The 22,682-nt window shown below is 37.6% G+C and carries 18 protein-coding genes; 12 read left to right on the top strand and 6 right to left on the bottom strand.

Going from position 1 to position 22,682, the window contains the following annotated elements; genetic code table 11:
• Window position 1: 1 nt before the first annotated feature.
• From H4J66_RS07605 to H4J66_RS07585, 5 genes are all read left to right on the top strand, one after another.
• Window positions 2–3,091: an efflux RND transporter permease subunit gene (locus H4J66_RS07605; protein ID WP_182172664.1), complete on the top strand. Its 3,090-nt coding sequence runs from the start codon at window positions 2–4 to the stop codon at window positions 3,089–3,091.
• Between the two features lie 110 nt (window positions 3,092–3,201).
• Window positions 3,202–3,579 (top strand): YacL family protein, encoded by a 378-nt coding sequence (locus H4J66_RS07600; protein ID WP_182172661.1) that lies wholly within the window; start codon window positions 3,202–3,204, stop codon window positions 3,577–3,579.
• A 394-nt stretch (window positions 3,580–3,973) separates the two neighbouring features.
• Complete coding sequence (locus H4J66_RS07595) at window positions 3,974–4,432, top strand: biotin/lipoyl-binding protein (protein WP_310650638.1); 459 nt, start codon at window positions 3,974–3,976, stop codon at window positions 4,430–4,432.
• A complete protein-coding gene (locus H4J66_RS07590; protein ID WP_259368596.1) occupies window positions 4,399–4,866 on the top strand; it encodes an efflux RND transporter periplasmic adaptor subunit in 468 nt (155 codons plus the stop codon). Before H4J66_RS07595 ends, H4J66_RS07590 begins: the two co-directional genes overlap by 34 nt.
• 30 nt (window positions 4,867–4,896) lie before the next feature.
• Window positions 4,897–5,241, top strand: a complete 345-nt coding sequence (locus H4J66_RS07585) for a response regulator transcription factor (RefSeq protein ID WP_182172652.1) — start codon at window positions 4,897–4,899, stop codon at window positions 5,239–5,241.
• Between the two features lie 57 nt (window positions 5,242–5,298).
• Here the strand turns inward: H4J66_RS07585 and H4J66_RS07580 are convergent, their stop codons facing one another.
• From H4J66_RS07580 to H4J66_RS07560, 5 genes are all read right to left on the bottom strand, one after another.
• On the bottom strand, window positions 5,299–5,901 hold the full coding sequence (locus H4J66_RS07580; RefSeq protein WP_182172649.1) for a response regulator transcription factor: 603 nt from the start codon (window positions 5,899–5,901) through the stop codon (window positions 5,299–5,301).
• A 5-nt stretch (window positions 5,902–5,906) separates the two neighbouring features.
• Window positions 5,907–7,055: a sensor histidine kinase gene (locus H4J66_RS07575; RefSeq protein ID WP_182172646.1), complete on the bottom strand. Its 1,149-nt coding sequence runs from the start codon at window positions 7,053–7,055 to the stop codon at window positions 5,907–5,909.
• A 108-nt stretch (window positions 7,056–7,163) separates the two neighbouring features.
• Window positions 7,164–8,429 carry an amidohydrolase family protein gene (locus H4J66_RS07570; protein WP_182172643.1) on the bottom strand — a complete coding sequence of 422 codons (1,266 nt, stop codon included), beginning with the start codon at window positions 8,427–8,429 and terminating at the stop codon, window positions 7,164–7,166.
• A gap of 53 nt (window positions 8,430–8,482) precedes the next feature.
• Window positions 8,483–9,079: a GIN domain-containing protein gene (locus H4J66_RS07565; RefSeq protein WP_182172640.1), complete on the bottom strand. Its 597-nt coding sequence runs from the start codon at window positions 9,077–9,079 to the stop codon at window positions 8,483–8,485.
• A 291-nt stretch (window positions 9,080–9,370) separates the two neighbouring features.
• Window positions 9,371–10,222 carry an HDOD domain-containing protein gene (locus H4J66_RS07560; protein ID WP_182172637.1) on the bottom strand — a complete coding sequence of 284 codons (852 nt, stop codon included), beginning with the start codon at window positions 10,220–10,222 and terminating at the stop codon, window positions 9,371–9,373.
• 203 nt (window positions 10,223–10,425) lie between these two features.
• Between H4J66_RS07560 and H4J66_RS07555 the strand changes: the two genes are divergently transcribed.
• On the top strand, window positions 10,426–11,529 hold the full coding sequence (locus H4J66_RS07555) for an oxidoreductase (protein WP_182172634.1): 1,104 nt from the start codon (window positions 10,426–10,428) through the stop codon (window positions 11,527–11,529).
• A gap of 74 nt (window positions 11,530–11,603) precedes the next feature.
• Here H4J66_RS07555 and H4J66_RS07550 read toward each other — a convergent pair whose 3' ends face one another.
• On the bottom strand, window positions 11,604–12,620 hold the full coding sequence (locus H4J66_RS07550) for a LacI family DNA-binding transcriptional regulator (protein ID WP_182172631.1): 1,017 nt from the start codon (window positions 12,618–12,620) through the stop codon (window positions 11,604–11,606).
• Window positions 12,621–12,839: 219 nt separating this feature from the next.
• On the opposite strand from H4J66_RS07550, the gene pgi reads away from it, so the two are divergent.
• The 6 genes from pgi to H4J66_RS07520 all read left to right on the top strand — a co-directional run bounded on the left by pgi (window position 12,840) and on the right by H4J66_RS07520 (window position 22,652).
• Window positions 12,840–14,480: a glucose-6-phosphate isomerase gene (pgi, locus tag H4J66_RS07545; protein WP_182172628.1), complete on the top strand. Its 1,641-nt coding sequence runs from the start codon at window positions 12,840–12,842 to the stop codon at window positions 14,478–14,480.
• Window positions 14,481–14,912: 432 nt separating this feature from the next.
• Window positions 14,913–17,576, top strand: a complete 2,664-nt coding sequence (locus H4J66_RS07540) for a TonB-dependent receptor (RefSeq protein ID WP_182172625.1) — start codon at window positions 14,913–14,915, stop codon at window positions 17,574–17,576.
• A 113-nt stretch (window positions 17,577–17,689) separates the two neighbouring features.
• Window positions 17,690–19,240, top strand: coding sequence for a tryptophan halogenase family protein (locus tag H4J66_RS07535; protein WP_182172622.1), 1,551 nt, complete (start codon window positions 17,690–17,692; stop codon window positions 19,238–19,240).
• A 47-nt stretch (window positions 19,241–19,287) separates the two neighbouring features.
• The gene (locus H4J66_RS07530) at window positions 19,288–20,007 is read left to right on the top strand and encodes a SapC family protein (RefSeq protein ID WP_182172618.1); all 720 of its coding nucleotides are present in this window, start codon (window positions 19,288–19,290) and stop codon (window positions 20,005–20,007) included.
• Window positions 20,008–20,017: 10 nt separating this feature from the next.
• Window positions 20,018–21,037 (top strand): cupin-like domain-containing protein, encoded by a 1,020-nt coding sequence (locus H4J66_RS07525; protein ID WP_182172615.1) that lies wholly within the window; start codon window positions 20,018–20,020, stop codon window positions 21,035–21,037.
• A 67-nt stretch (window positions 21,038–21,104) separates the two neighbouring features.
• Entirely contained in the window at window positions 21,105–22,652 is a 1,548-nt protein-coding gene (locus H4J66_RS07520) for a tryptophan halogenase family protein (protein ID WP_182172612.1), read from the top strand.
• The last annotated feature ends 30 nt before the right edge of the window (window positions 22,653–22,682 follow it).

The raw sequence follows: 22,682 nt of genomic DNA, 5'->3' as shown, positions 1-22,682 counted from the left end.
GATGACAAATTTAACGTCTAAAAAGAAAACAGGTAAGCAAAGTATTTTCGACTTACCCGCAACTGTTTGGTTAACTGCCTTAGCAATAAGGCGACCCGTTACTACGGCAATGTTGATGTTATCGCTTTTTGTTACCGGTCTTGTTGCGAGTAAATTATTGCCACAAGAAAGCTGGCCTGCTCTGAATATTCCGATGGCTTTCATTAATGTTCCGTATAACGGCGCAACACCTGAAGAAGTTGAACGTTTAATTACCCGACCGATAGAAGAAGCCGTTTCTACCTTGGGGGGGATCACTGAAATACGCTCTACCAGTCGAGCGGACAGTGCTTCAATTCGGGTCATGATGGATCTTGGCACCGACCTCGATAGTAAAATATTAGAGGTGCGTGAAAAAGTTGACATGGTACGCCATCTCTTACCTGATGATGTTCAGAGAGTTATGGTGCAAAAGTTTTCCACCGAAGACTTACCAGTAATAAGCTTAGTGTTATCAGGAGATAAAAATCTTTCTAGCGCTTATGACTTCATCGATAAGAAACTGAAAAATCCACTTGAGCGTCTTCAAGGTGTTGGCAAGGTTGAAATGCGTGGCGTTGTGCAACCCAATATAGAAATTCACCTCGACAGCATTAAACTGGCAATGAACCGTGTTGATCAAGCTAAGTTATTGCAAGACTTACGCGACAGTAATTTTTTAGTTAAGTCAGGTTCAATCCTTAATGGTGGTCGAAAGTTCAGAGTGTCACCAGACGGTGAATATCACAGTTTAGCTGACATCAAAAACTTTCAAGTAAAAGCCGGTGTCAGGTTAAGTGAAGTGGCTACGGTGAGCTTAGTCTCTCCACCAAAAAATAGTGAGATAAGAACAGATAGAAAAAAATCAGTCGGTCTAGAAGTGTTTAAAGAATCTGATTCAAATGTTGTTGATGTAACTAATAGTATTGTCGATTTAATTGAAGAACTTCGCCAAGATGATGACTTTAAAGCGATTACCATTGGTATCAAAGATAATAGTGGTGAAGAAATTCAAGAGTCATTAGGTGATTTATTAAAGGCGGGCGCGTTAGGTATTGTCTTGTCTTTTATTGTTTTATTTATATTCTTGCGTAATAGCCATATTACCTTTGTCGTTGTTGCTTCCGTGCCTATTTCGTTAAGTTTTGCTTTAGCAGGCATGTATTTTATGGGCTACACCCTAAACATGCTGTCGCTGGCAGGGCTTTTTATTGCGGTTGGTTTATTAATTGATAACTCTGTCGTTATTTGTGAAAGCATTCTTCAGCAACAAGACAAAGCATTAACATCGATAGAAAAAATTCTAAAAGGTGTTGATAACGTCAGTATTGCCATTATCAGTGGCACACTCACCACTACTATTGTTTTTATGCCACTCTTGATGGGTGAAAAAAACTTTATTACCATTTTAGTCGAGCAAATAGCGGTGGCGATTTGTTTACCTTTATTGGCGTCGTTAATTATTTCAAAAACCGCTATTCCATTAATGCTTAGCCGTGTCGACAAAAAGGCTTTATCGTCAGTGGTAACCCAAGGGAAGTTAGATCGCTGGTATCGGCCCAATTTGAAAAGAGTACTTACTCACCCTAAAATAACTGGCTTTTGCATTTTACTACTCTGTATTAGTGGCGTATTGACCAAGCAAATGGTCAATGTTAATGGCGAGAAGGGCACAACGGTCAAAGAAATTAATATTGTTTATCATATTCAAGGGCAACAACAATTAGCTGATGTCAGTAAATTAGTTGATGAGATGGAAGAGTACCTATACGACAACCAACAAGCCTTCGAATTTAAACAAGTGAACAGCCGAATTTGGTCGAATTTTGCCATGTCTCGGATAAAACTTAATGATGACTATTCAAAAACACTTTACGACCTCAAAGCAGAAATAAAAAAAGGCTTTCCTGATACAGCTATCGCTCAACCGTCATTTGACTGGTCAGATCAAAAACAAGATTTAGTCAAACTTACGTTAAACGGTAGTTCGACTAAACGTTTAATCGAAATGAGTGAATCGGTGATTAGTCAGTTAAGCAATATTGAAGGTTTTGCTGAAGTGGGCATTGATAACGAAGATAAAAATAGAGAGTTAGTGTTACGTATCGATCGCGAAAAGGTGTCGCGTTTAGGTTTAAACACACAAGATATTGCTAGCCGTATTTCGAGTGCACTTCGTGGTACTAACCTGCGTTCATTTCGTGATGCTAAATTAGGTGAGATTGATATTCGCTTGGTTTATCACGAAGAACAAGCCGTACCGCTTGAGCGTATCAAAGAGCTACCTATTTACGAGAGTAAAAGGAGGGTCATTACTCTGCAGCAACTCGTTGTTTTTGATACGCAACCGATAATGCAACAAATTACACGTTCAAACCGAAGAACTACTTTGGGTATTTCTATCAATTTAGCTGATTTAAGCCGTGTTGAAGCATCGACGAAAGTTAAAGAAGTAATGGACAATATTGTTTTTCCTTCAGGGTATGATTGGAACTTAGGACGCCAATTTGCGCAAGATGAAAAAGCTGCGAAAGACATGATGATGAATATGTTTCTTGCGTTAGCCCTTATCTTTATTGTGATGGCAGCGCTTTTTGAATCGCTACTTATGCCTATTGCCATCTTGTCTTCTATTGGTTTAGCGTTTATTGGAGTGTACTGGACTTTTGCTATTTTAGGGATGGGTTTAGGCGAAACAGGCATGATAGGTATGTTAATTTTAATGGGGATTGTGGTGAATAACGGTATTGTGCTCATCGATCAAATTAACAAGTTGAAGATAGAAACAGAAAACATAATGACGCCTATTATCGAAGCATGTGTCAGCCGTATTAGACCCATTTTTATGACGGTAGCGACCACCATTATTGGTATGGTGCCCTTAGCTTTAGCATCAAGTGATAGCCAAGCTTACCCGATGGCAGTAGCGATTATTGGTGGTTTGTTATTTTCAACGTTTACTAGTTTGTTTTTGGTGCCGTTTTGTTATCTGATGCTTGTAAAACTAGGTGAGCGTTCAAGCAATCGTTTTGCTATGGCAAAGGCCTTTGCAGATAAAAAGATTCCGCTATAGTTTATCGATAATAGCTTTTTATAAAGGGGGGCGTGAGCAATAAATGTTAACTCCCCCTTATGCAATAAATATTCTATAATAGAGGTATCGAACACTTTCCGAGTTATCCTATGGAATACGAATTTATAAATGACCCCACCACACGCTACGCGAAAGCAAAATTCTCTTTTGAGCATGAAGTTTTTGGACCATGGTTAGAGGTAGAAGTTGGCAATGATCCTCAAAAATTAACCGCATTATTAAATGTTATTGATAAAGCTGAGCATTCAAGCGCACAGGAGCATGAAATAGTTGGCAGTGAGTATACGGTTAGGATTATTGAAAAAGATGTTTCTATTGCCGCTAACGCGAGCTTAAATGGTGTTGAAGCTTTACCTGAAGCACTCAGTGCAGATGATATAGACTTTGACGATCAAGAGTCAGCAAGTTGTGGTTTAGAAGACTTTCGTGAATTATTATTGTCTTGGGCAAGATTCACCACACATTAACTCACTCGGTTAACCTTAAGTCATTCGTTATTGATAGATGAATAACGTTTTATCCTATTTACGCTTTTATTATTTATACCTTTTCTGATAACAATGACTTTTGGCATTGTTGTCTGACGCCACTTTTTCTTATTCTTTTACAAACTTTGTAGGAGAATAAAATGCCGATAACACGTAAAACCCCTTTCGAACTTTCTAAGCTGACTATTGATAGATCTCCGTAAACTAAAGCTGCGGGGCTATCAGGTAACTATATCGGTATGTTGATTGTTACGTTACTCAGCACAAGTTTATATTTTGTGGGACAGACACTGTTTTCTCCAACAAGTGCTGCTGAAATTATTAATCACCTTGAAACTGATAAAAAAAAGTAAATGAGTCAGTTAACGTAGATATTCAACAACACCCCCCTAAAATCCATGATGTAAATACAGCAGAGCCCATAAATAACAGCGTACTTGATGCAAGCGGCCATGTAGTTGCGAGGCGCATAGCTACAGTATCTTCTCGTGTAACGGGCAAGCTAAACCGCTTGAATATTGAGGAAGGACAAACGGTAAGTAAATCAGAAATACTCGCCGAGCTTGATGATAAGCAAGCATCGATTTCATACCAACTCGCTTTAGCGGAATTATCGGCAAAGCAAGCGGGTTTTGACGAGTTCACTTTACTTTTCAAACAGCAAACTCAGCGATTTAAGCGTAATCAGACCTTGGCTAGCAAAAAGCTGATCAGTGAACAATTACTTGAAGACAGTGCTTTAGAAATGCACAACTCGCCATCCAAATACGTAATAAACAAGCCATGGTTGATTCAGCAATGCAACGAGTTGAATTGGCGCAGTATCCGTTAAATCAACATAAAATTCGCGCGCCATTTGATGGTGTCGTGATCAGTAAAAATGCCCGAGTGGGTGAGCTTATTTCAGCAGGATCTTCTGGTGGTGGTTTTATTCGTACAGGTGTCGGCACTATTGTTGATATGAGTTCGTTAGAAATAGAGGTTGAAGTAGGTGAGGGCTATATCAATCGTGTTTATCCCGGACAAAAAGTATTCGCTAAATTAGATGCATACCCGCAATGGATTATTAGTAGTGAAGTCGTTGCTGTTATACCTACCGCAGATCGTCAAAAAGCGAGCATTAAAGTCAGGGTGAAATTGTTAACAGCAGATCCTCGAATTTTACCTGATATGGGGGTGAAGGTCAGCTTTATGAAAAACGATGAACGCTCGTTAGAGAAAGCCCCTAGTAGCTCAAATAATCACATAGATATAGCTGCACTTTAATGAAAGCCTCTCTGAAGATTTTAGGAAAAAATGATGAAAAATAGCGATAATATTATATTAAAAAATATTAATAAAAGTTACCAAAAAGGTAAAAACACGGTAGTCGTGCACCGCGACTTTAACTTAACGATTCCGGTGGTTATGAAGCAATTGAACCAAGGTCTCAATGACGCACCCATGATTGATAATTTGACTGAAAAAGAGCAACAAATTTTAAAGTTGGTGGCATGGGGCTTTTCTAATAAAGAAATTGCCCGTAGTATATTTCTTGCAGAGGGGACAGTTAAAAATCATGTTTCTACTATTTTATCAAAACTTAATACTCGCGACAGAACTCGGTCGGTATTAATCGCGCTTAATCAGGGTCTTATATAGTATTATTGAAGGTGTTGGTAGACTGGTATTTACAAATATTAATGATCATTGGGTAAATCATAACCAACCTTTCTGTTTAGCAATTCGAGCTGCTTCAATTCTATTTTTAGCGCCTAATTTTGAAGTCACTTCAGAGAGATAATTTCGCACCGTCCCAGCAGATAAGCAGATCAATTCAGCGATCTCTTTTGTTGAGTGACCTTCTAATGAAAAACGTAATATTTTACGTTCATTGTCGCCCAATGGATCCTCTGCAGCCCAAGCTTCAGTTACTAACTCAGGCGCAACAATGACTTTACCCGCATGAATTTTTCTCACTGCATCAGCTAGCGAATCAGAAGGCGCATCTTTGAGTAAGTAGCCTTTTACACCAGCAGCCATAGCACGGCGAAGATATCCACCTCGAGCGAATGTCGTTAAAATCATGACCTTGGCGGGGTGGTTTTTTTTCTGTAATTCTTGTGCTAATTCTATACCTGTCATGCATGGCATTTCGATATCGGTCAAAATTATGTCAATGGGTTGCTGCTGAGATTTCGCAAGCGCATCCTTGCCGTTTTTAGCTTTTTCGACGACTTCAAAATCGTCTTCCATATCTAGTAAAGCAGATAAGGCACCAAGCACCATCGATTGATCTTCTGCAATGAGTATTTTAATCATTTATTTTATCCATTAGCTACAGTGTGCAGGGTTGATATGACTTTGTTATTCTGGCTTTTAGCTGTTATGGGTAGTGTAAATTTAAGTTGTGTATTCGGGACGCTGGCGACATTCATTTCACCACCCATTTTATTAATTCGTGTGCGCATATTTTGCATACCCGATTGCTCTTTTATCGCGGTTATTTGTCCTTGGTCACTTATGGTCAATGTTAAATGTGTGGCAACTTGTTTTAAAACTATCCAGACTTTTTCTGTTTCAGCATGACGAATGACATTGGTGATGGCTTCACGAATAATTAATGCTAATTCTGATTCAATACCTGTCGGTAATGACTCCAACTCAATATTTTCGATCAATTCTATTTTAGCGGCTTCAGTGGCAACTCTTACTTGCAGTAGTTCTCCTTTAATCGTTGCGATGTTATAACCTTTAACCGCGTCTCTAACTTGCGCTAACGTTTTACGTGATAACTCTTCCATCGCTTTAATTTCTATTTTTATTTTTTCAGACGGAAGTCCTTTATCAATCATTTTACCAGCCAGTTCAGACTTTAACGTTATGACTGACAAACTATGACCCAGTAAATCATGCAAGTCTCGACTAATGCGTTCACGTTCTGCTATTTTCGCTAAGTGTTTGGTTTCTTGCTGTGATTGTTTTAACGCTTTATTCTTTTTTAAAACCTCAGTACGATTGATATTTAATAACCCTAATGTAATAGACATAAATATTGCGGGCAACCAAAAGTAACTTGATTTATCCGTTATAACGGAATAAAAAATAATGAAGGCTAACACTAATAAAAGCGTTATAAACGCTTTCCTCTTATTATAAATTTCTCCACTAAATGCAGCGGCATAAATGAAAAAAATATTTGCCCCTATATTAATTTCTGACAAAGCAACGCCAATAAAACACATAGCAGCGATATAATAAATTAAATCATTTTTATGAGCTGCAAATGCTCGAAAATAAAGGACTAAGAAGGTCATCAGTCCGGCAATGATTATTACCATATCAAAACCGTGTACCGGTCTAAAATACAAGTTACCAAAAAATAAACTCAAGAAAAGTAAGTTGCTATAAACCGCATAACCAATATCTTCATCTTGTGGTAGTAAGAAATAATGTATTTTAAGTAATAAGCTCATTTGACCCCGTATTACATCTTATGCAGTAATTATTATGTAGTATATCATCTTCAAAAATGTAGCTAACGTACAGCTAATTTTGCAGAAGTTACCTATTTACCTCTGACCTCAAAGAACGGTTAATTTATTCATTGCTATGCGGCCAGATAAAATAACCATTTCAACATTTTTTAGTTCGGTAATATCTTGCCAAGGCTGCCCATCAATTAATAATATGTCTGCGAACTTACCCACTTCAATAGTGCCTAATTCTTTTGATTTTCCTAAAGCAATTGCACCATTTCGTGTTGCAGCAATGAGTGCTTCAACATCAGAAATACCGGCATTAACCATGCGAGATAACTCATTCCGATAGCTGTTACCGTCGTTCATTTCGACAGGTGAATCAGTACCGACTCCAAACATCACTCCTGACTGATTTAATGCCGCAATATTTAAATGACCTTGTGGCTCTCTGCCCAATATTGGCACGTAGACAATATTATTATCTATAATTTTTTGCATCGTCTTTGCTTTAATAATATTTCCATGACGTATGCCATGTTCAATAGTCGTTATACCCGCTGCAATAGCTTTATCAGTTTCTTCAGGTGTGCCTGTATGTACCGCAATCCAAAGGCCGTGTTCACGCGCTGCACTGGTTATCGCTTGTAACGTTTCATTGGAAATACGTGGCATGGTAACGACGCCTTCACTATTAGTATGGCTCTGATAGACAACCTTTACGCCATCTATTCCCTCTTTTGCTAAAGTAGCAATTTGTTGTTTTACATAAACAGGATCATCAGACTGTACGGTCATGCTTTCAAGCACCCAGTTTGGAATGCCTTTTTTTTGGGTTGGATGCCCGCCTTTGATAGTAAATATGGGTCCCGAAACGAACAGCCTTGGTCCTGCAATGTTTTGTTTATTAAGCTCTTCTTTCAGTGTGAAAATAGCTGGCATAACATCGCCAAGAGAACGATAGCTGGTAATGCCTGCGGCAATAAGCTCACGTCTAACACGGGGTAAAAAACGAAATTGATCCCAGATCATTGCCGGTAAACTTTGTTCATTATCCCTTGATTTGCCACTAAAAAAATGACCATGTAGATCAATTAACCCAGGAACAATACTTTTGCCTGTGGCATCAATCTGAATAACATCTGCGGGGATTTTACAGGTTTTACCCATACAAGATATTTTACCGTTTTCAACTAAAATGCCAGTATTTTTAATCGCTTGTTCACTGGTGCTATCAAATAGCTGTCCTTTAGTGATCCACATGTTTTGCTGCGGATTTTCCCACACATACAAGCCATTCTGATATGAAATCATAAAACTGGCGGTGATTAAAATTATTAATAGGGTGAAATAGACAAAGAATTTTTTCATGGTAATACTCATTTTTGATGGTTAATTGGGTTACTTAAAAGCAAGGGGCGGTATTATTCTGAATAAGCTAAGTTACTGTTAGATAATGTACCTCGTGAAGCATTTGAACGAATATTTTGTCGCTTGGTAACGCCTTGAATACTTAAATCGCCCACATCATTCATCTCAATTTCTATATCGTTCACGTCAACGTCCAAGTGGGCATTACCTGAATCGTTAATACTCACTTTTAAACTGTCAGCCTTGACCGTTAAGTCTTTAATGTCTCCTGCTCCATTTGTCGTAATGTTCATATGTTGGGTGTTCAGAGTATTAGTGCTGGTTAATTCAGCCGAGCCTGAGGTACTTATGCTATTAAGTTGATTGTAATGAACAAAAACCTGCACTGACTCACCTTGATGAAAACCTTTAGTCGTGATAATTAACGTTTCATTTTCTACGGTGGTAACGACATCAGCTATTGGCATACCGGATACTTGAACGACCAGTTTTTGTTCGTTAGCTTGGGTGATAATAACTTCAGCAAGTCCAGATATTTTTAATGCTGTAAATTTTTCTACTTCGCGTGATTCAGTTTGAGATTCAAATACTGAACAAGCTGTTTGTATCAGTACGAAAGACAGAACGATTGATTTGATAATATGTTTCATGAGTGACTTTATGGCTAATTGGACAATGAGCTGAGTTTGCCGAATATAAAGTTTAAGTGTAAGAGAGATTTGTCAGGAGTTGATATGACAAATGTCATATCAGTAAAGCTTAATAGGGATAGGGTAAACACATTACGATTGATTGATGAAAGGACTCCTAATTAAGGAATAACTCATAGCATTTTATGGGAAGGTACCGTGAAATCTATGTGTCAAATATACTGCCAAAACTTAACACCCTTAATGCAATTTTTTATTATTAAATCAAGGGTTTACTTGGTGTGGTAAATATTAGTCTTCTTCTAAATGGCATGATTCAGTGTCTTCAAGATAATCTTGATAGTTGTCTTCATCAATATCGAGTAAGGTGAAAATCATCTCTTGTACATAAGGCCAGTCTGCAGAATTTTGACTGTGTCTATGGTTGTGTACAAGGTTTTCTGCCAGCTTTAATATCGCATAGTAAATTTCTTGTGGACGTGAATTTTTCATCTTGAGAAAATCACGGTCGTGATGAACTAAAATTAATGTGCAAATATCTTTGGGTAATCGCCAAGATGATGCTACGTAATAGCCAATAGTTGCGTGGTTTACCCCATAAAACTCGTCTTCAATAAGGGGTAAAGTTTTACTGGCTCTGTTATAAGCAAGCTCATAAGTCTCTGTATAATTGCTATATTTCATCGCCATGATGGGGATACCACAATCATGAAATAAACCAAGAGAAAAGAGCTTATCTTTTGAGGTGCCTTCTTTGAGCTTTTTGCCAATATGAACACAAGTATGGGCAATATGTGTTGCGCTATCCCAAAAATCTTCTAAAGCGATACTGCAATCTTTTTGGTCAAAACTACTTTTTATTAGCGTGTTAGTTACTAATGAGTTTATGCCATTTAAACCGATATAGTGCACTGATTTATGAATATCTGATATGGAACGTGATAACCCATAATGTGGCGAGTTTATCGTTTTTAAGATAATTGAAGCCACGGCGACATCTTGTGAAATAATGTCAGCTAATACATTTAAGTCAGGCTCATCTTCCGCCATTATTTTTTGTAATTTACGTAATAAACTTGGCTGAGCAGGAATCGAAAATCCACGGCGTATATCAGCAAGTACTTTGTCATCAATTTCTAGCATAAGCATTTATCATTTTATTGGTTAAGTTAATATTATAACTAGTGTTTTTATTGAACTACTATCGCTGAAATTGACTGTATTTACAACTTTATAGCTAAGAATTATATTGCTATGTACTATTGTGAGTGTTTGATGTTTATCGCTTGTTAAATATTTGGAAATACTTAATAGTATTGTTATGTTCACTTAAAATGATAATTATAATGCCGTATATTCTCTCAATATTACCTGCACCTAAAATAAGTTATACGTTAATTAAAGCAATTAAAACGATCAGTGTAGTCTCTTTCTTTTATTCCGCTATTGTCAGTAGTACCACTATGGTTGATTTGCCGTCATGGCAACATAGTGTTTTACCTCATTCACCTTCTTTACGAGGAAGCGCGATTATTGATGATTCTTTGTGGGTAAGTGGCAGTAATAATGCTGTTTTTGTCAGCCAAGATGCGGGTAAAACGTGGCTTGATAAATCTGTAAATAGCCCATTAAAAACAGGTTTTCGTGATATTGCCTTATTCGATAAGCACACTGCGATTGTGATGGGGGTTGGCAGTGGTGAACAATCAGTGCTGTATAAAACATCTAATGGTGGGGATAGCTGGCAGTTGCTTTATCAGAATAAAGATGAAACCGGCTTTTTTGACGCTATTGCTTTTTGGGATCGTGAAAATGGTTTGCTGATGGGGGATCCTGTTGGTGGTTTTTACATGATCAAAAAAACCAGTGACGGCGGGAAAACGTGGCGGAGAATAAGTATTGATAAAATACCACCATTAGTTGAAAAAGAAGCTGCTTTTGCTGCAAGTGGTAATACGCTAATTGTTGGCAAGCAAGGCAAGGCTTGGCTAACAACTGGCGGATTTTCAGCATCGGTTTATAGCAGCGAGGACTTTGGTGAAACATGGCAACGACATGCGGTGCCGTTATTTTCTGAAACACAAACAGCGGGTGGCTATGGTTTAGCATTAAATTCACAGCAACAAATATTTGTCGTGGGTGGAGACTACGAGCAACGCCCAGCAAGTTATTCTAATATAGCAACATTTACTAATAACCAGTGGCGTTCAGTCACTACAGGGCAGCATGGATTACGTTCAGCAATGAGCTGCCAAGGCGATGTTTGCATTGCAACCGGAAAAACCAGTAGTGATATTTCATATAATTCAGGAGAAACATGGCAAGTATTGGCAAACCCTGAGGGAGAAAAAGACGATAAAGGGTTCTATAGCTTAGCGAGTAGTAAAATGATGTTTTTAGCCGCGGGCTCTGAGGGGAAAGTGGCTGTTTATTCGTTAAGGCAAAAATAATTTTATGAGACAAAAGCTTTATCTTTAGAGAATTGAAATCAAAGATAAAGCTTGAATTTTTTATTCATAAGCCGTTAGTGGCTTTTACCCGTAGAGTCACGAACAATCAGTTGTGGCGTGTAATGATGAACACTGTTTTGAGCGGTTTGTTTACGCGACTTTGCAATTAATAAGCTCGCTGCATCTTCAGCAATTTTTTGGTTCGGTTGATTTGCTGTCGTTAAACGTGGCCATGTTTGGCGAGAGAAAGGCGAGTTTTCAAAACCAGCAATAGAAAGTTGATCTGGTATTGATATCCCCATTAACCGAGCAGCAAACAAAGCACCCGCCGCAATTTCATCGTTACATGAGAAAATAGCGCTTGGGCGAATATCTTCAGACATTAATTGCTTTGCGCCAAGTACGCCAGATTCAAAAGAATACTCGCCATTAATAATTAACCGCTCATCAAGTGCAATGCCATTGTCAGATAAGGCTTGTTTATAACCTCTTAAACGTTCAACCGTTGACATATGTGCTGCTTCACCGGCAATAAAACCAATGTGTTTATGGCCTAAATCAATGAGATGTTGAGTAATACTTACCGAAGCTGCATGGTCATTTACCATAATGCATGGGGCTAATTCATCGGGTGCTACATCGCCAGACATTATCCGAACAACATCAACATTTAGGTCGATAATTTTTTGGACAAATTCAGGCATTTCAGAGAAAGGTGGGGTGAGCACTAAACCAGCGACTCGTGTCTTTCTAACCATGTCAGCAATTTCATCAAGTACATGTACTGATTTTGCTTGGCAAGGATGAATAAGTAATTCAAAACCTTGTTGTTTACAAGCCGCTAAAATACCATTTTGCATATCAATGACATAATATGCATTAGGGTTATCATAGATAAAAGCAATGCTGTATGCCTTAGTACCCGCTAAGTTTCGCGCCGCTAAGTTGGGCTGATAATGTAGATCATTTACGGCTTCCATGACTTTATCTCGAGTCAATTGTCGTACAGATGATTCATTGTTCATTACTCTTGAAACGGTTTTTATCGAAACGCCCGCTTGTTTGGCAACATCGTTTATTGTAGCTTTCATCGGTTAAAACGGCCTTGTGTATTATTCTTGTTATGTAACCCTAATGCAGCGCAACAGAGTATTGTTTCTTTGGCACGGCGGCAACTACTTATTTTAAAATAACTCAAACCTTTATACTAATCTATAGAAATAAAGGATAAAAATTCAAATTGACAGCGCTGTCATTATCAAATATGGTACAACATTAAAGGGTTAAATTAATGCACTATAGGAATATTTATGTCAAGTCGTCAAACACTCAATAGTTGGAAAAAGCTGACTCAGCTTGCTCAACAGAAACAATCTCAGCACATGAATGATCTGTTTGCTCAAGACAGTGAACGCTTTGACAAGTTTTCTATAGAGTTACCTAGATTACTGTTAGATTATTCAAAGAACCTCATTGATACTGAAACAATGGATACACTGTTCAAGTTGGCTAGTGAATGTAAAGTTGTTGAATGGCGCGAAAAAATGTTTATTGGCGCAAAAATCAATAAAACAGAAGACCGTGCTGTTCTTCACACAGCTTTACGCCGTAAAAGCAAAGAGCCTCTGATTGTTGATGGTGAGAATGTCACCACCAGCGTTCAAATGCAGTTACAGAAAATGGAAGCTTTTGTAAATCATGTTCGTGAAGGTAAGTGGTTAGGTTATTCAGGAAAGCGTATTACTGATGTGGTTAATATTGGTGTTGGTGGTTCCAACCTTGGTCCACAGATGGTCACCGAGGCGTTAAAACACTACAGTGATAAAAGCATTAATGTTCATTATGTTTCTAATGTAGATGGCGCGCAAATAGTAGAAATACTTCGTCCGCTTGACCCAGAAAGAGTGCTATTTATTGTTTCCAGTAAAACCTTTACCACGACCGAAACTATGACTAATGCTAAAACAGCAATAAGGTGGCTTAGCGCATCGTCGTTTGATGATAATGCGGTCGGTAAACACTTTGTTGCAGTAACCGCGAATAAAGAAAATGCCATGGGGTTTGGCATTAAAGAAGAAAATATTTTCGGGATGTGGGATTGGGTCGGAGGGCGCTTCTCATTATGGTCAGCAATCGGTTTAGCAATAGCGTTAGATCTAGGTTTTGATAAATTTATAGAATTGCTTGATGGCGCTAATGAAATGGACGAACACTTTCAAAGTGCACCACTAGAAAAAAATATGCCAGCAATAATGGCTTTACTTAGCGTTTGGAATACCACCTTTCTAGGAGCTAGATCTCAAGCGATCCTCCCTTACGATCAAACCTTACATATGCTCTCTGCTTATTTACAACAAGCTGAAATGGAGAGTAATGGTAAATCTGTTTCGTGGAATGGTGATGAAGTTGACTATGCCACCGTACCTTCAATATGGGGTGAACTGGGTATTAATGGTCAGCATGCTTTTTATCAGTACCTGCACCAAAGTAATAATGTGGTACCGGCTGATTTTATTGGTTCGGTTGCCAGTGTTACGCCGGTATCTGGTCATCACGAAACGTTAATGTCGAATTTTTTTGCACAGACACAAGCATTAATGACTGGCGTCAATGAAAAGCAAGTTCGTGCTGATTTGAAAGCAAAAGGACGGACAGCTGATTACATCGATAAGGTGGCCCCTCATAAAGTGCACAAAGGGAATCGTCCAACCAACACGATTCTTTTAAAACGCATAGATCCTAAAACGTTAGGCAACTTAATTGCACTCTATGAACATAAAATCTTTGTGCAGGGTATTGTGCTGCAAATATGCTCTTTTGACCAATGGGGCGTTGAATTAGGTAAAGGCTTAGCAGAAAGTATTCATAAAGAGCTGCAAAGCGGTAATGTTGCGCTCAGTCATGATTGCTCTACGCTTAACTTAATGAACTATTATAATAAAGCTAAATAAGCTTTAATTTTACTTTAGTTTACTTTAAACGCTGATAAATTTTCAGCGTTTTTTATTTTTGAAACAATAAAATTACTTGTGTCGACTTCTTTAATGACATTAAATTCTAGTATTCGCTAAAGTAATTTTTTATTCATTAAACGTTACTTTAAATGAATAAAATAGTACTAAAAATGTATAAAAACTGTTTATATGTACGAGAAAAATACAGTGTATTTATAAAAAAACTAAAATAAAACTCTATTGTTTACAGTTTGTTGCATTAAAGGTGCTGATTAAATGGTAATCAAGTGTAGCCAGATGGTCATTTATTGTGTAATGTTTTACCAACCTATGACAACGCTGTCATGAATTAAAAAGACAGCGCTGTCTTTGATAAGGTTATAAAAACATAACTATTATATTTAAAAAAACGTGTGTAAGGGAAAGTCGATGTCAATTCAAAAATTTAAAAAAGGCATGTTAGCGAGTTCAATCGCTCTAGTGCTAGCGGGCGGTGCTACACCATTCGCAATGGCTGCTGAAGAAGTTAAAGCTGCCGAGCAAGAAACTGAAGTAATTGAAGTTCGCGGAATTCGTGGTTCTTTGAAAGAAAATATCAATGCCAAACGCTTCGCTGATAGCGTTGTAGATGTTATTACTGCAGAAGATATCGGTAAATTTCCAGACAAAAACGTTGCTGAGTCGTTATCACGTATTACAGGTGTTGCTGTTAGTCGTGAGTTCGGTGAAGGTGAGAAAATTTCAATCCGTGGTGCTGGTCCAAAATATAACCGTACATTATTAAACGGTCAAACAGTGGGTTCTGCTGATTGGTTTATTCTTGATGAAGCTAACCGTAGTTTTAACTACACCATGTTGCCATCTGTAATTGTGAAAGGATTAGAGGTTCACAAATCAGCTACAGCATCAATGGATGAAGGTTCAATAGGTGGTACTGTTGTTTTAAATACACGACGTCCACTAGAAATGGATGCTAACAGTGTTAGCATTGGGTTAGAAGCACAATACTCTGATGTATCAGAAAAAACAGATCCGCTAGCTTCTGCGATGTATTCTTGGAAAAATGAAGACGAAAATTTCGGTTTTATGGTCTCTGCTGTAAAACAAGACCGTACACTTGAACGCCAAGGCTTTGAAGTTTTAGGCTGGCAAAAATCACCCGATGATGACTTTATTGTTCCTGGTAATTTAGGTGCTCCACGTTTCCTTCAAGACCGTGAACGTTCAACAGTATTTGCTACGTTACAATACGCTCCAAGTGATGAATTGTTAGTTACATTTAATGCACTTCAATCTAAAATGGATGTCGATAACCAAAATGCTAACTTGCTTAATTTCCCAGCAAGAAATAGAGCGACAGCTATTGCCAATGCTACTAAAGTAAAAGATGGCGCTATTTTAGCGACATCAGATCCTTTAGGGCAAGCGTCTTATAATATGATCAACCGTGTTTCAAGCACTGAAACAGAGCAATACCATTTAGATATCGATTATGAAACAGACGATTATACTCTTAACTTTGAAATTGGTACTACAAAAGGTGAAGGCGGAACGATACGTGAAACATCTTGGGAATACAGTGCAGTAGAAGCAGGTTATGATTATGACCTAACAGGTAAGCCAACAGTTAACTTTGGTGTTGATCCTTCTGACGGTTCTGAATTTGCTGCTGGTTGGATTTGGGGTGGTGCTAAGCCTGCTGAAGATAAAGAATCATGGGTTCAGCTAGATCTTGAGGTGCCTGTTAACGTAGGTGCATTCTCTATAGTTAAATTCGGCGTTAAATCAAGAGACGCTGAACGTTCACAAGATCGTGAAGTATATAGTTGGCATGCAACTCAAGCAACAGATCCTAATTCAGATTGGAATGGTACAATGCAATCTATCTTTGCTAGTTGTCCAACAATGGCTGATTGTGATTTAGATGCATTAGGTAGTGTAAATGTTGACACGGCAGCGGGTGGTAACATTGCCAATCAAATTGTACAAAATCGTTCAGTTATGGAAGCATTGGCCTTTGGTCCAGATGCTAGATATGCTAACCATGAAGGTTTAGGTGAAGTTTGGTCGGTTGAAGAAGATATAACTGCCTTATATGTTCAAGGTGATTTTTCTGGTGATGGTTTCCGCGGTAATGTAGGTCTTCGTTACGTTTCTACTGAGCAGACATCTTCAGGTTATGAATATTCAAATGATTCTTCAGGTTTACGTACTAAAAATGGTAGCTGGTTAAACCCTTCTAGTATTGAGTGGGTAAGTCAAGATAATGATTATGCTGAGTTCTTACCTAGCTTTAATATCGCTTTGGACCTTGCTGAAGATCAAATCTTACGTATTGGTGCTGCACGTGTAATGTCTCGTCAAAACTGGCAGGATATTTCAGGTAATGAATCTATGGGGGCGTTATCAACAACGGCCCAAAATACAGGTACTCGTGGTAATCCTCAATTAAGACCTATCATCGCAAACCAATTTGATATCTCTTATGAGTATTACTATGCAGACGCATCTTTATTTTCTGCAGCATACTTTGTGAAAGATCTTAATACATTACGTACTAGCACTATCGATACTCAACCTAGATTTTTTGAGAGAGAAAATCAGTTTGTTGATGTTGATTTCACTCAACCGGGTAATGGTTTTGGTGGATTATTAGACGGTGTTGAATTAAGTCTTCAGCATGACTTCGGTGGCTACGGTGCAAGTATTAACTACACTTATACAAATTCAGACGCAGATGAAGAGCGTGATGAAGCTAACCTTGGTTCTGGTTTAATTGAAGGTACATCTGAAAATTCATTGAACCTAACTGCATACTATGAAAATGATACTTTTGGTGCTCGCATTATGTATAACTATCGTAGTGCATGGTACAAAGGAATTAACTTCTCAGGTATTGAAGTTTATAACGATGACTTTGGTCAGTGGGATGCAAGTGCAAACTGGAACTTCAGTGAAAATGTAACATTTACGCTTGAAGCTGTTAACCTTGGTGATGAAGAAATCTTTGAATACAATGTTGATAAAGCACGTTTAGTATCACTATATTCGAACGGTCGTCGCTTTGTTGCTGGTGTACGTCTTAACTTCTAATTATTGAGTTAACATTGACATGACAAGTAAGTCGAGCTTAGGCTCGGCTTTTTTTTCTAGTGAATATCTTATAAATATTACATATTTAATTTTAATCAGATTCAGAGAGTTGCATGAATTCACCAATAAAAAATATTGCGATCGTAGGCGGAGGAACAGCTGGTTGGTTAACTGCTTGTATACTTGCGAAACAATTAAATAATGCGAATGATGTAACAACAACTATTACCCTTATTGAGTCTGCTGATATACCACCTGTTGGCGTAGGTGAAGGTACAGTGCCTACCATGCGTCAGACCTTAAGAATGATTGGAGTTAATGAAACTGAATTCATTCAAGAATGTGATGTTACGTTTAAGCAGTCAATTAAGTTTGTAGATTGGCTACATACGCCGAAATCAGCACATCACCACAGTTATCATCATTTATTTAATTACCCTCAAACTCCTGGCTTCGATCTCACGCCTTATTGGTTATTAAATAAAGGAAATGATAGCTATGCAAGTCATGTCAGCTTTCAAGAAACGATATGCGATTTACATTTAAGTCCAAAACGCATTACCGACAAAGAGTATGCTGGTACATTAGAGTATGCTTATCACTTAGATGCAGGGAAATTTTCAAAATTCCTAGCGAAACATGGTTGTAAAAACTTAGGCATTAATCATCGAATATTGACTATTGAGGAGGTTGTTTTATTCCCTGACGGAAGTATCGAAAAACTAAGAGCAAAAGATAGTCAAACAGTAGATGCAGACTTTTTTGTTGATTGCTCAGGTTTCTCTAGTCGTTTAATGGGGCAAGCATTAAAGGTTAGTTTTGTCAGTAAAGCTCATCAGTTACTTGTTGATAATGCGCTTGCTATTCAAGTTCCGTATGCTGATGAAGAAAAAGAAATTCCACCTTATACCATTTCAACAGCTCATGAAGCTGGTTGGACATGGGATATAGGGCTTTCGAAAAGAAGAGGTGTTGGTTATGTTTATTCTTCAAATCACACATCCCATGATAGAGCAGAAGAAATTTTAAGAAATTATATCGGTGATGAGTCTGCTGATTTATCAGCCAGACGCATACCTATGGAAGTAGGGTACCGAGAAAAGTTTTGGCACAAAAACTGTGTAGCGATAGGTCTTTCTGCAGGTTTTGTTGAGCCTTTAGAAGCAACGGCATTACTTATTGTAGAAGCTACAGCCAAGTTACTCGCCGAGAAACTCCCAACAACTACCCATGGAATGGTCTATGCTGAAAAATCATTTAATGATATTAGTCGGACAGCATGGGATAAAGTCATCGATTTTATTAAATTACATTACTTTTTAAGTAAACGACGCGATAACGAGTTTTGGTTAGATAATGTTAACCCCAAAACAGCACCTGATAGCTTATTAGAAAAGCTGGAATATTGGCGATTTAACTTACCCACCCAATCAGATTTTTCGAGTAAATATGAAGTGTTTCAATTAGAGAATTACCAGTACGTACTTTATGGTATGGATTTTATGACAGATCTTAGCCAAATAAGTGAACGTTATCCTCATATTGACCAAGCAAACAAAGCTATAAAGAGAATTAAACAACATGCTTTGCAAGCCCAGAAAAGCTTAACGTCGCATCGAGATATTATTAATAAAATAAAAAAGTATGGCATAAGCAAAATATAAGGTATTTTTTTGCTTATACCTCAACAGAAATTTAAGAGGACTTAACAATGACAACAATAAATATGATTCCACTAGATTCCGTTAAACATAAAAACTTACGTGTAAATGTTGACCGTAACTATGCACACGTTAGTAATCAAAATATGACGCCTTTACTCGCTTCTGAGTTTATACCTGCATCAACAAATTTCCCTATTGTTTTTGTTAAACAACAAGAAACAGGAAAATTCAAAAGTGTGGGTTTGTTAGGTCTTAATGCCAAAGAAAACTTAGTTTTTGCTAATAATAAAGTGCGTAGCAACTATATTCCTGTAAATATTAGGCGTTATCCTTTTGCTGCAGGTGGAAAAGTAGCGGATGAAAGTGAAATGATCTTATGTATCGATGAGAACAGTGCACTTTTGAATGAAAAAGAAGGTGTTCAAATTTTTGATGAAGATGGCAAGCCTTCAGAAGCAACTCAGCAAGTTACAAATATGCTTACTGACATTTTAGCGAAAGATGCAGCAACGGATATTTTTATTACCTTCTTAGTTGAAAATGACTTATTACAACCAGCAGAGGTAACACTTACCCTAGGTGAAGAAGGAGAACGACAGCTTAACGGGCTTTATAAAGTTGATGAAGAAGCACTAAACGAACTTTCAGATGATTTAGTATTAACACTTTACAAGCGTAAATATTTTGCAGCAATTTATGCTCATTTAGCATCCCTTAGTCAATTTGATCGCTTGTTACAGTTAAAGTCTAATTTTACCCCAGAGTAAGAGAGTATATATGTATAAAAGAGCCCTAAAAAGAATTGCTTGTTGGCATAATGTAACGCCTGAGGTATTTAAAGAAGAAATACTCCCCTTACATCAACCTGCAATTTTAAAGGGGCTAGTAAATGATTGGCCTGCTGTAAAGCAGGCGAAACATAGTGTTGAAGGTTTATATCAATATTTTTCTGATTTATATATAGGTGGTGACATCCAATTTGCACGGATACCACCAGAAGAAAAAGGACGATTCTTTTATAACAAAGAAATGACTGATTTTAATTTCAAAAGAGAAGTTGGTCCACTAGATGCATTTTTCCGTGATGTATTAGCCAATAGTAAAGATAACAAAGCGGACACTCTTGCCTTACAAAGTGCGCCAGTTGCTGATTATTTTCCTGAATTTGAAAAGAATAATCCTTTTCAATTTTTTGATAAAAGTGTCCCACCGAGAATTTGGATTGGTAACGATGCTGTGGTATCTGCTCATTATGATGATTCAGAAAATATTGCTTGTGTTGTAAGTGGACAACGAACCTTTACCTTATTTCCTCCAGAGCAAATCGAAAATCTTTATGTAGGTCCTATGGATTTTACCCCCGCAGGGGCTCAGTTGAGTTTAGTTGACTTTAATGAACCTGACTTTGAGAAGTATCCTAAATTTCATCAAGCTCTTGATAATGCACTTGTTGCCGAGCTTGAACCGGGTGACGCTATCTATATTCCGATCCTTTGGTGGCATCATGTTCGGGCTAAGGGAGGCGTCAATGTATTAGTGAATTATTGGGAAGGTGGTTCTATTAATGGCAAAACTAAACCTGTTCCTGCTGATACGATATTAATGGCAATGCTTTCTATTCGTGATTTACCTTTAGTACAAAAGAATACTTGGAAAGCTTTATTTGATTATTTCATCTTCTCAGATCAACACCAAAAGTATGAGCATATCCCCAAAGAAATTAGAGGGATTTTAGAACCTCTAGATGAGCAAACCAAAAAAGGGGTAAAGAAGTGGTTAATAGGACAACTTAAATAAATTGTTAAATAAGTAGTATGGCGTTAATAAATGAGTTTCAGGCGAATATACTCTGAAGGAATTATGAATGAATAAAGCGATAAAAAACATAGTCATTGTTGGTGGCGGCACAGCCGGTTGGATATCTGCAGCAATGTTAGCCAAACAGCATTGTGGTGGTAAAAATTCGAATGTTAGCATCACATTGATTGAATCAGATCAAATATCTACAATAGGGGTTGGTGAAGGTACTTTTCCAACAATGCGAAAAACATTACGCACTATTGGTATTTCTGAAACTGAATTAATTAGACGATGTGACGCTACTTTCAAACAAGGCGCTAAATTTGTTAGCTGGCGCCTGAATGATAAAAAAGAATTTTATTATCATCCTTTCAATGTACCCAGTGGTTATGGCCAGTTTGATATGGCTGCCTATTGGCAGAAGAAAGAAAACCAACAACAATATGGTCGATTTGCTGAAGCAGTAGATTTTCAGGATCAGATATGTGAAGCGGGACTTGCTCCTAAAAAAATAGTGACTCCTGAATATCAATCGATTCTGAATTACGCTTATCATTTTGATGCTAAAAAAGTGGCTGAACTTATTAAAGAAAAAGCCATTGAGATGGGCGTTAACCATGTGGTTGATAAAGTTATTGACGTGAATTTAGATGATAATGGTTACATTGAATATCTGGGCTGTGAAAAAAGTGGACGAATCAATGGTGATTTATTTGTAGATTGTTCAGGATTTGCCGCACTCCTCATTGACAAAACGATGAAAGTCCCGTTTATCTCGGCTAAAAAGTATTTGTTTAATGATTTTGCAATCGCAACGCAAATACCTTATGACGAAGGTGAAGATATTGCTTGTCATACAATCGCAACAGGACAAACCGCTGGCTGGACTTGGGATATTGGCTTAAGTAGTCGTAAAGGTATGGGATATGTATATTCAAGTGACCATACGAGCCATGAAGACGCGATTAAAACCTTTGCAGAGCATATTGGTCCTAAAGCAGAAGGGATGGATTTTAGAAAAATCCCTTTTACTTCAGGATATCGAGAGAAATTTTGGCATAAAAACTGTGTCGCTATTGGTTTGTCAGCTGGATTCTTAGAGCCCTTAGAAGCTTCAGCATTAATCTTGGTCGATAATTCTGTCGAGTGGATAAGTGAACGGCTACCGACTGACTTTAATAGTATGGAAATTATTGCTAAGCAATTTAATAATGGCTTTATTAAAAAGTGGGAAGCAATAATAGACTTTTTGAAACTGCACTATGTGCTTTCAGAAAGAACAGATGAAGCATATTGGCTTGATAATATTCAAAAAGAATCAATGTCAGATCGTTTGCAAGATTTATTAGCGTTGTGGAAATATCATCCACCTCATATTAATGATACTGATGCTCAGTTTGATGTTTTCCCAATTGCGAGTATTCAATATGTTTTATATGGCTTGAATTTCAAAAGCGACTTAAGCAAACAAGACTATTTATATAATAATGATATGCTGGCTAAAAAGCACTTTCAGCAAAACTTGAAAATGCTCGATAAAATTAAAAGTAGCTTACCAAGTCACCGTGAGTTTATTGAAACAATAAAGCTACATGGGCTACAAAAAATTTAAGTTAGCAATAAAGTGATAAACGTTTAGGGA

Source organism: Colwellia sp. MB3u-55, from assembly GCF_014076785.1.
Lineage (GTDB): Bacteria > Pseudomonadota > Gammaproteobacteria > Enterobacterales > Alteromonadaceae > Colwellia_A.
This window is presented reverse-complemented; position numbering and strand designations above follow the sequence as displayed.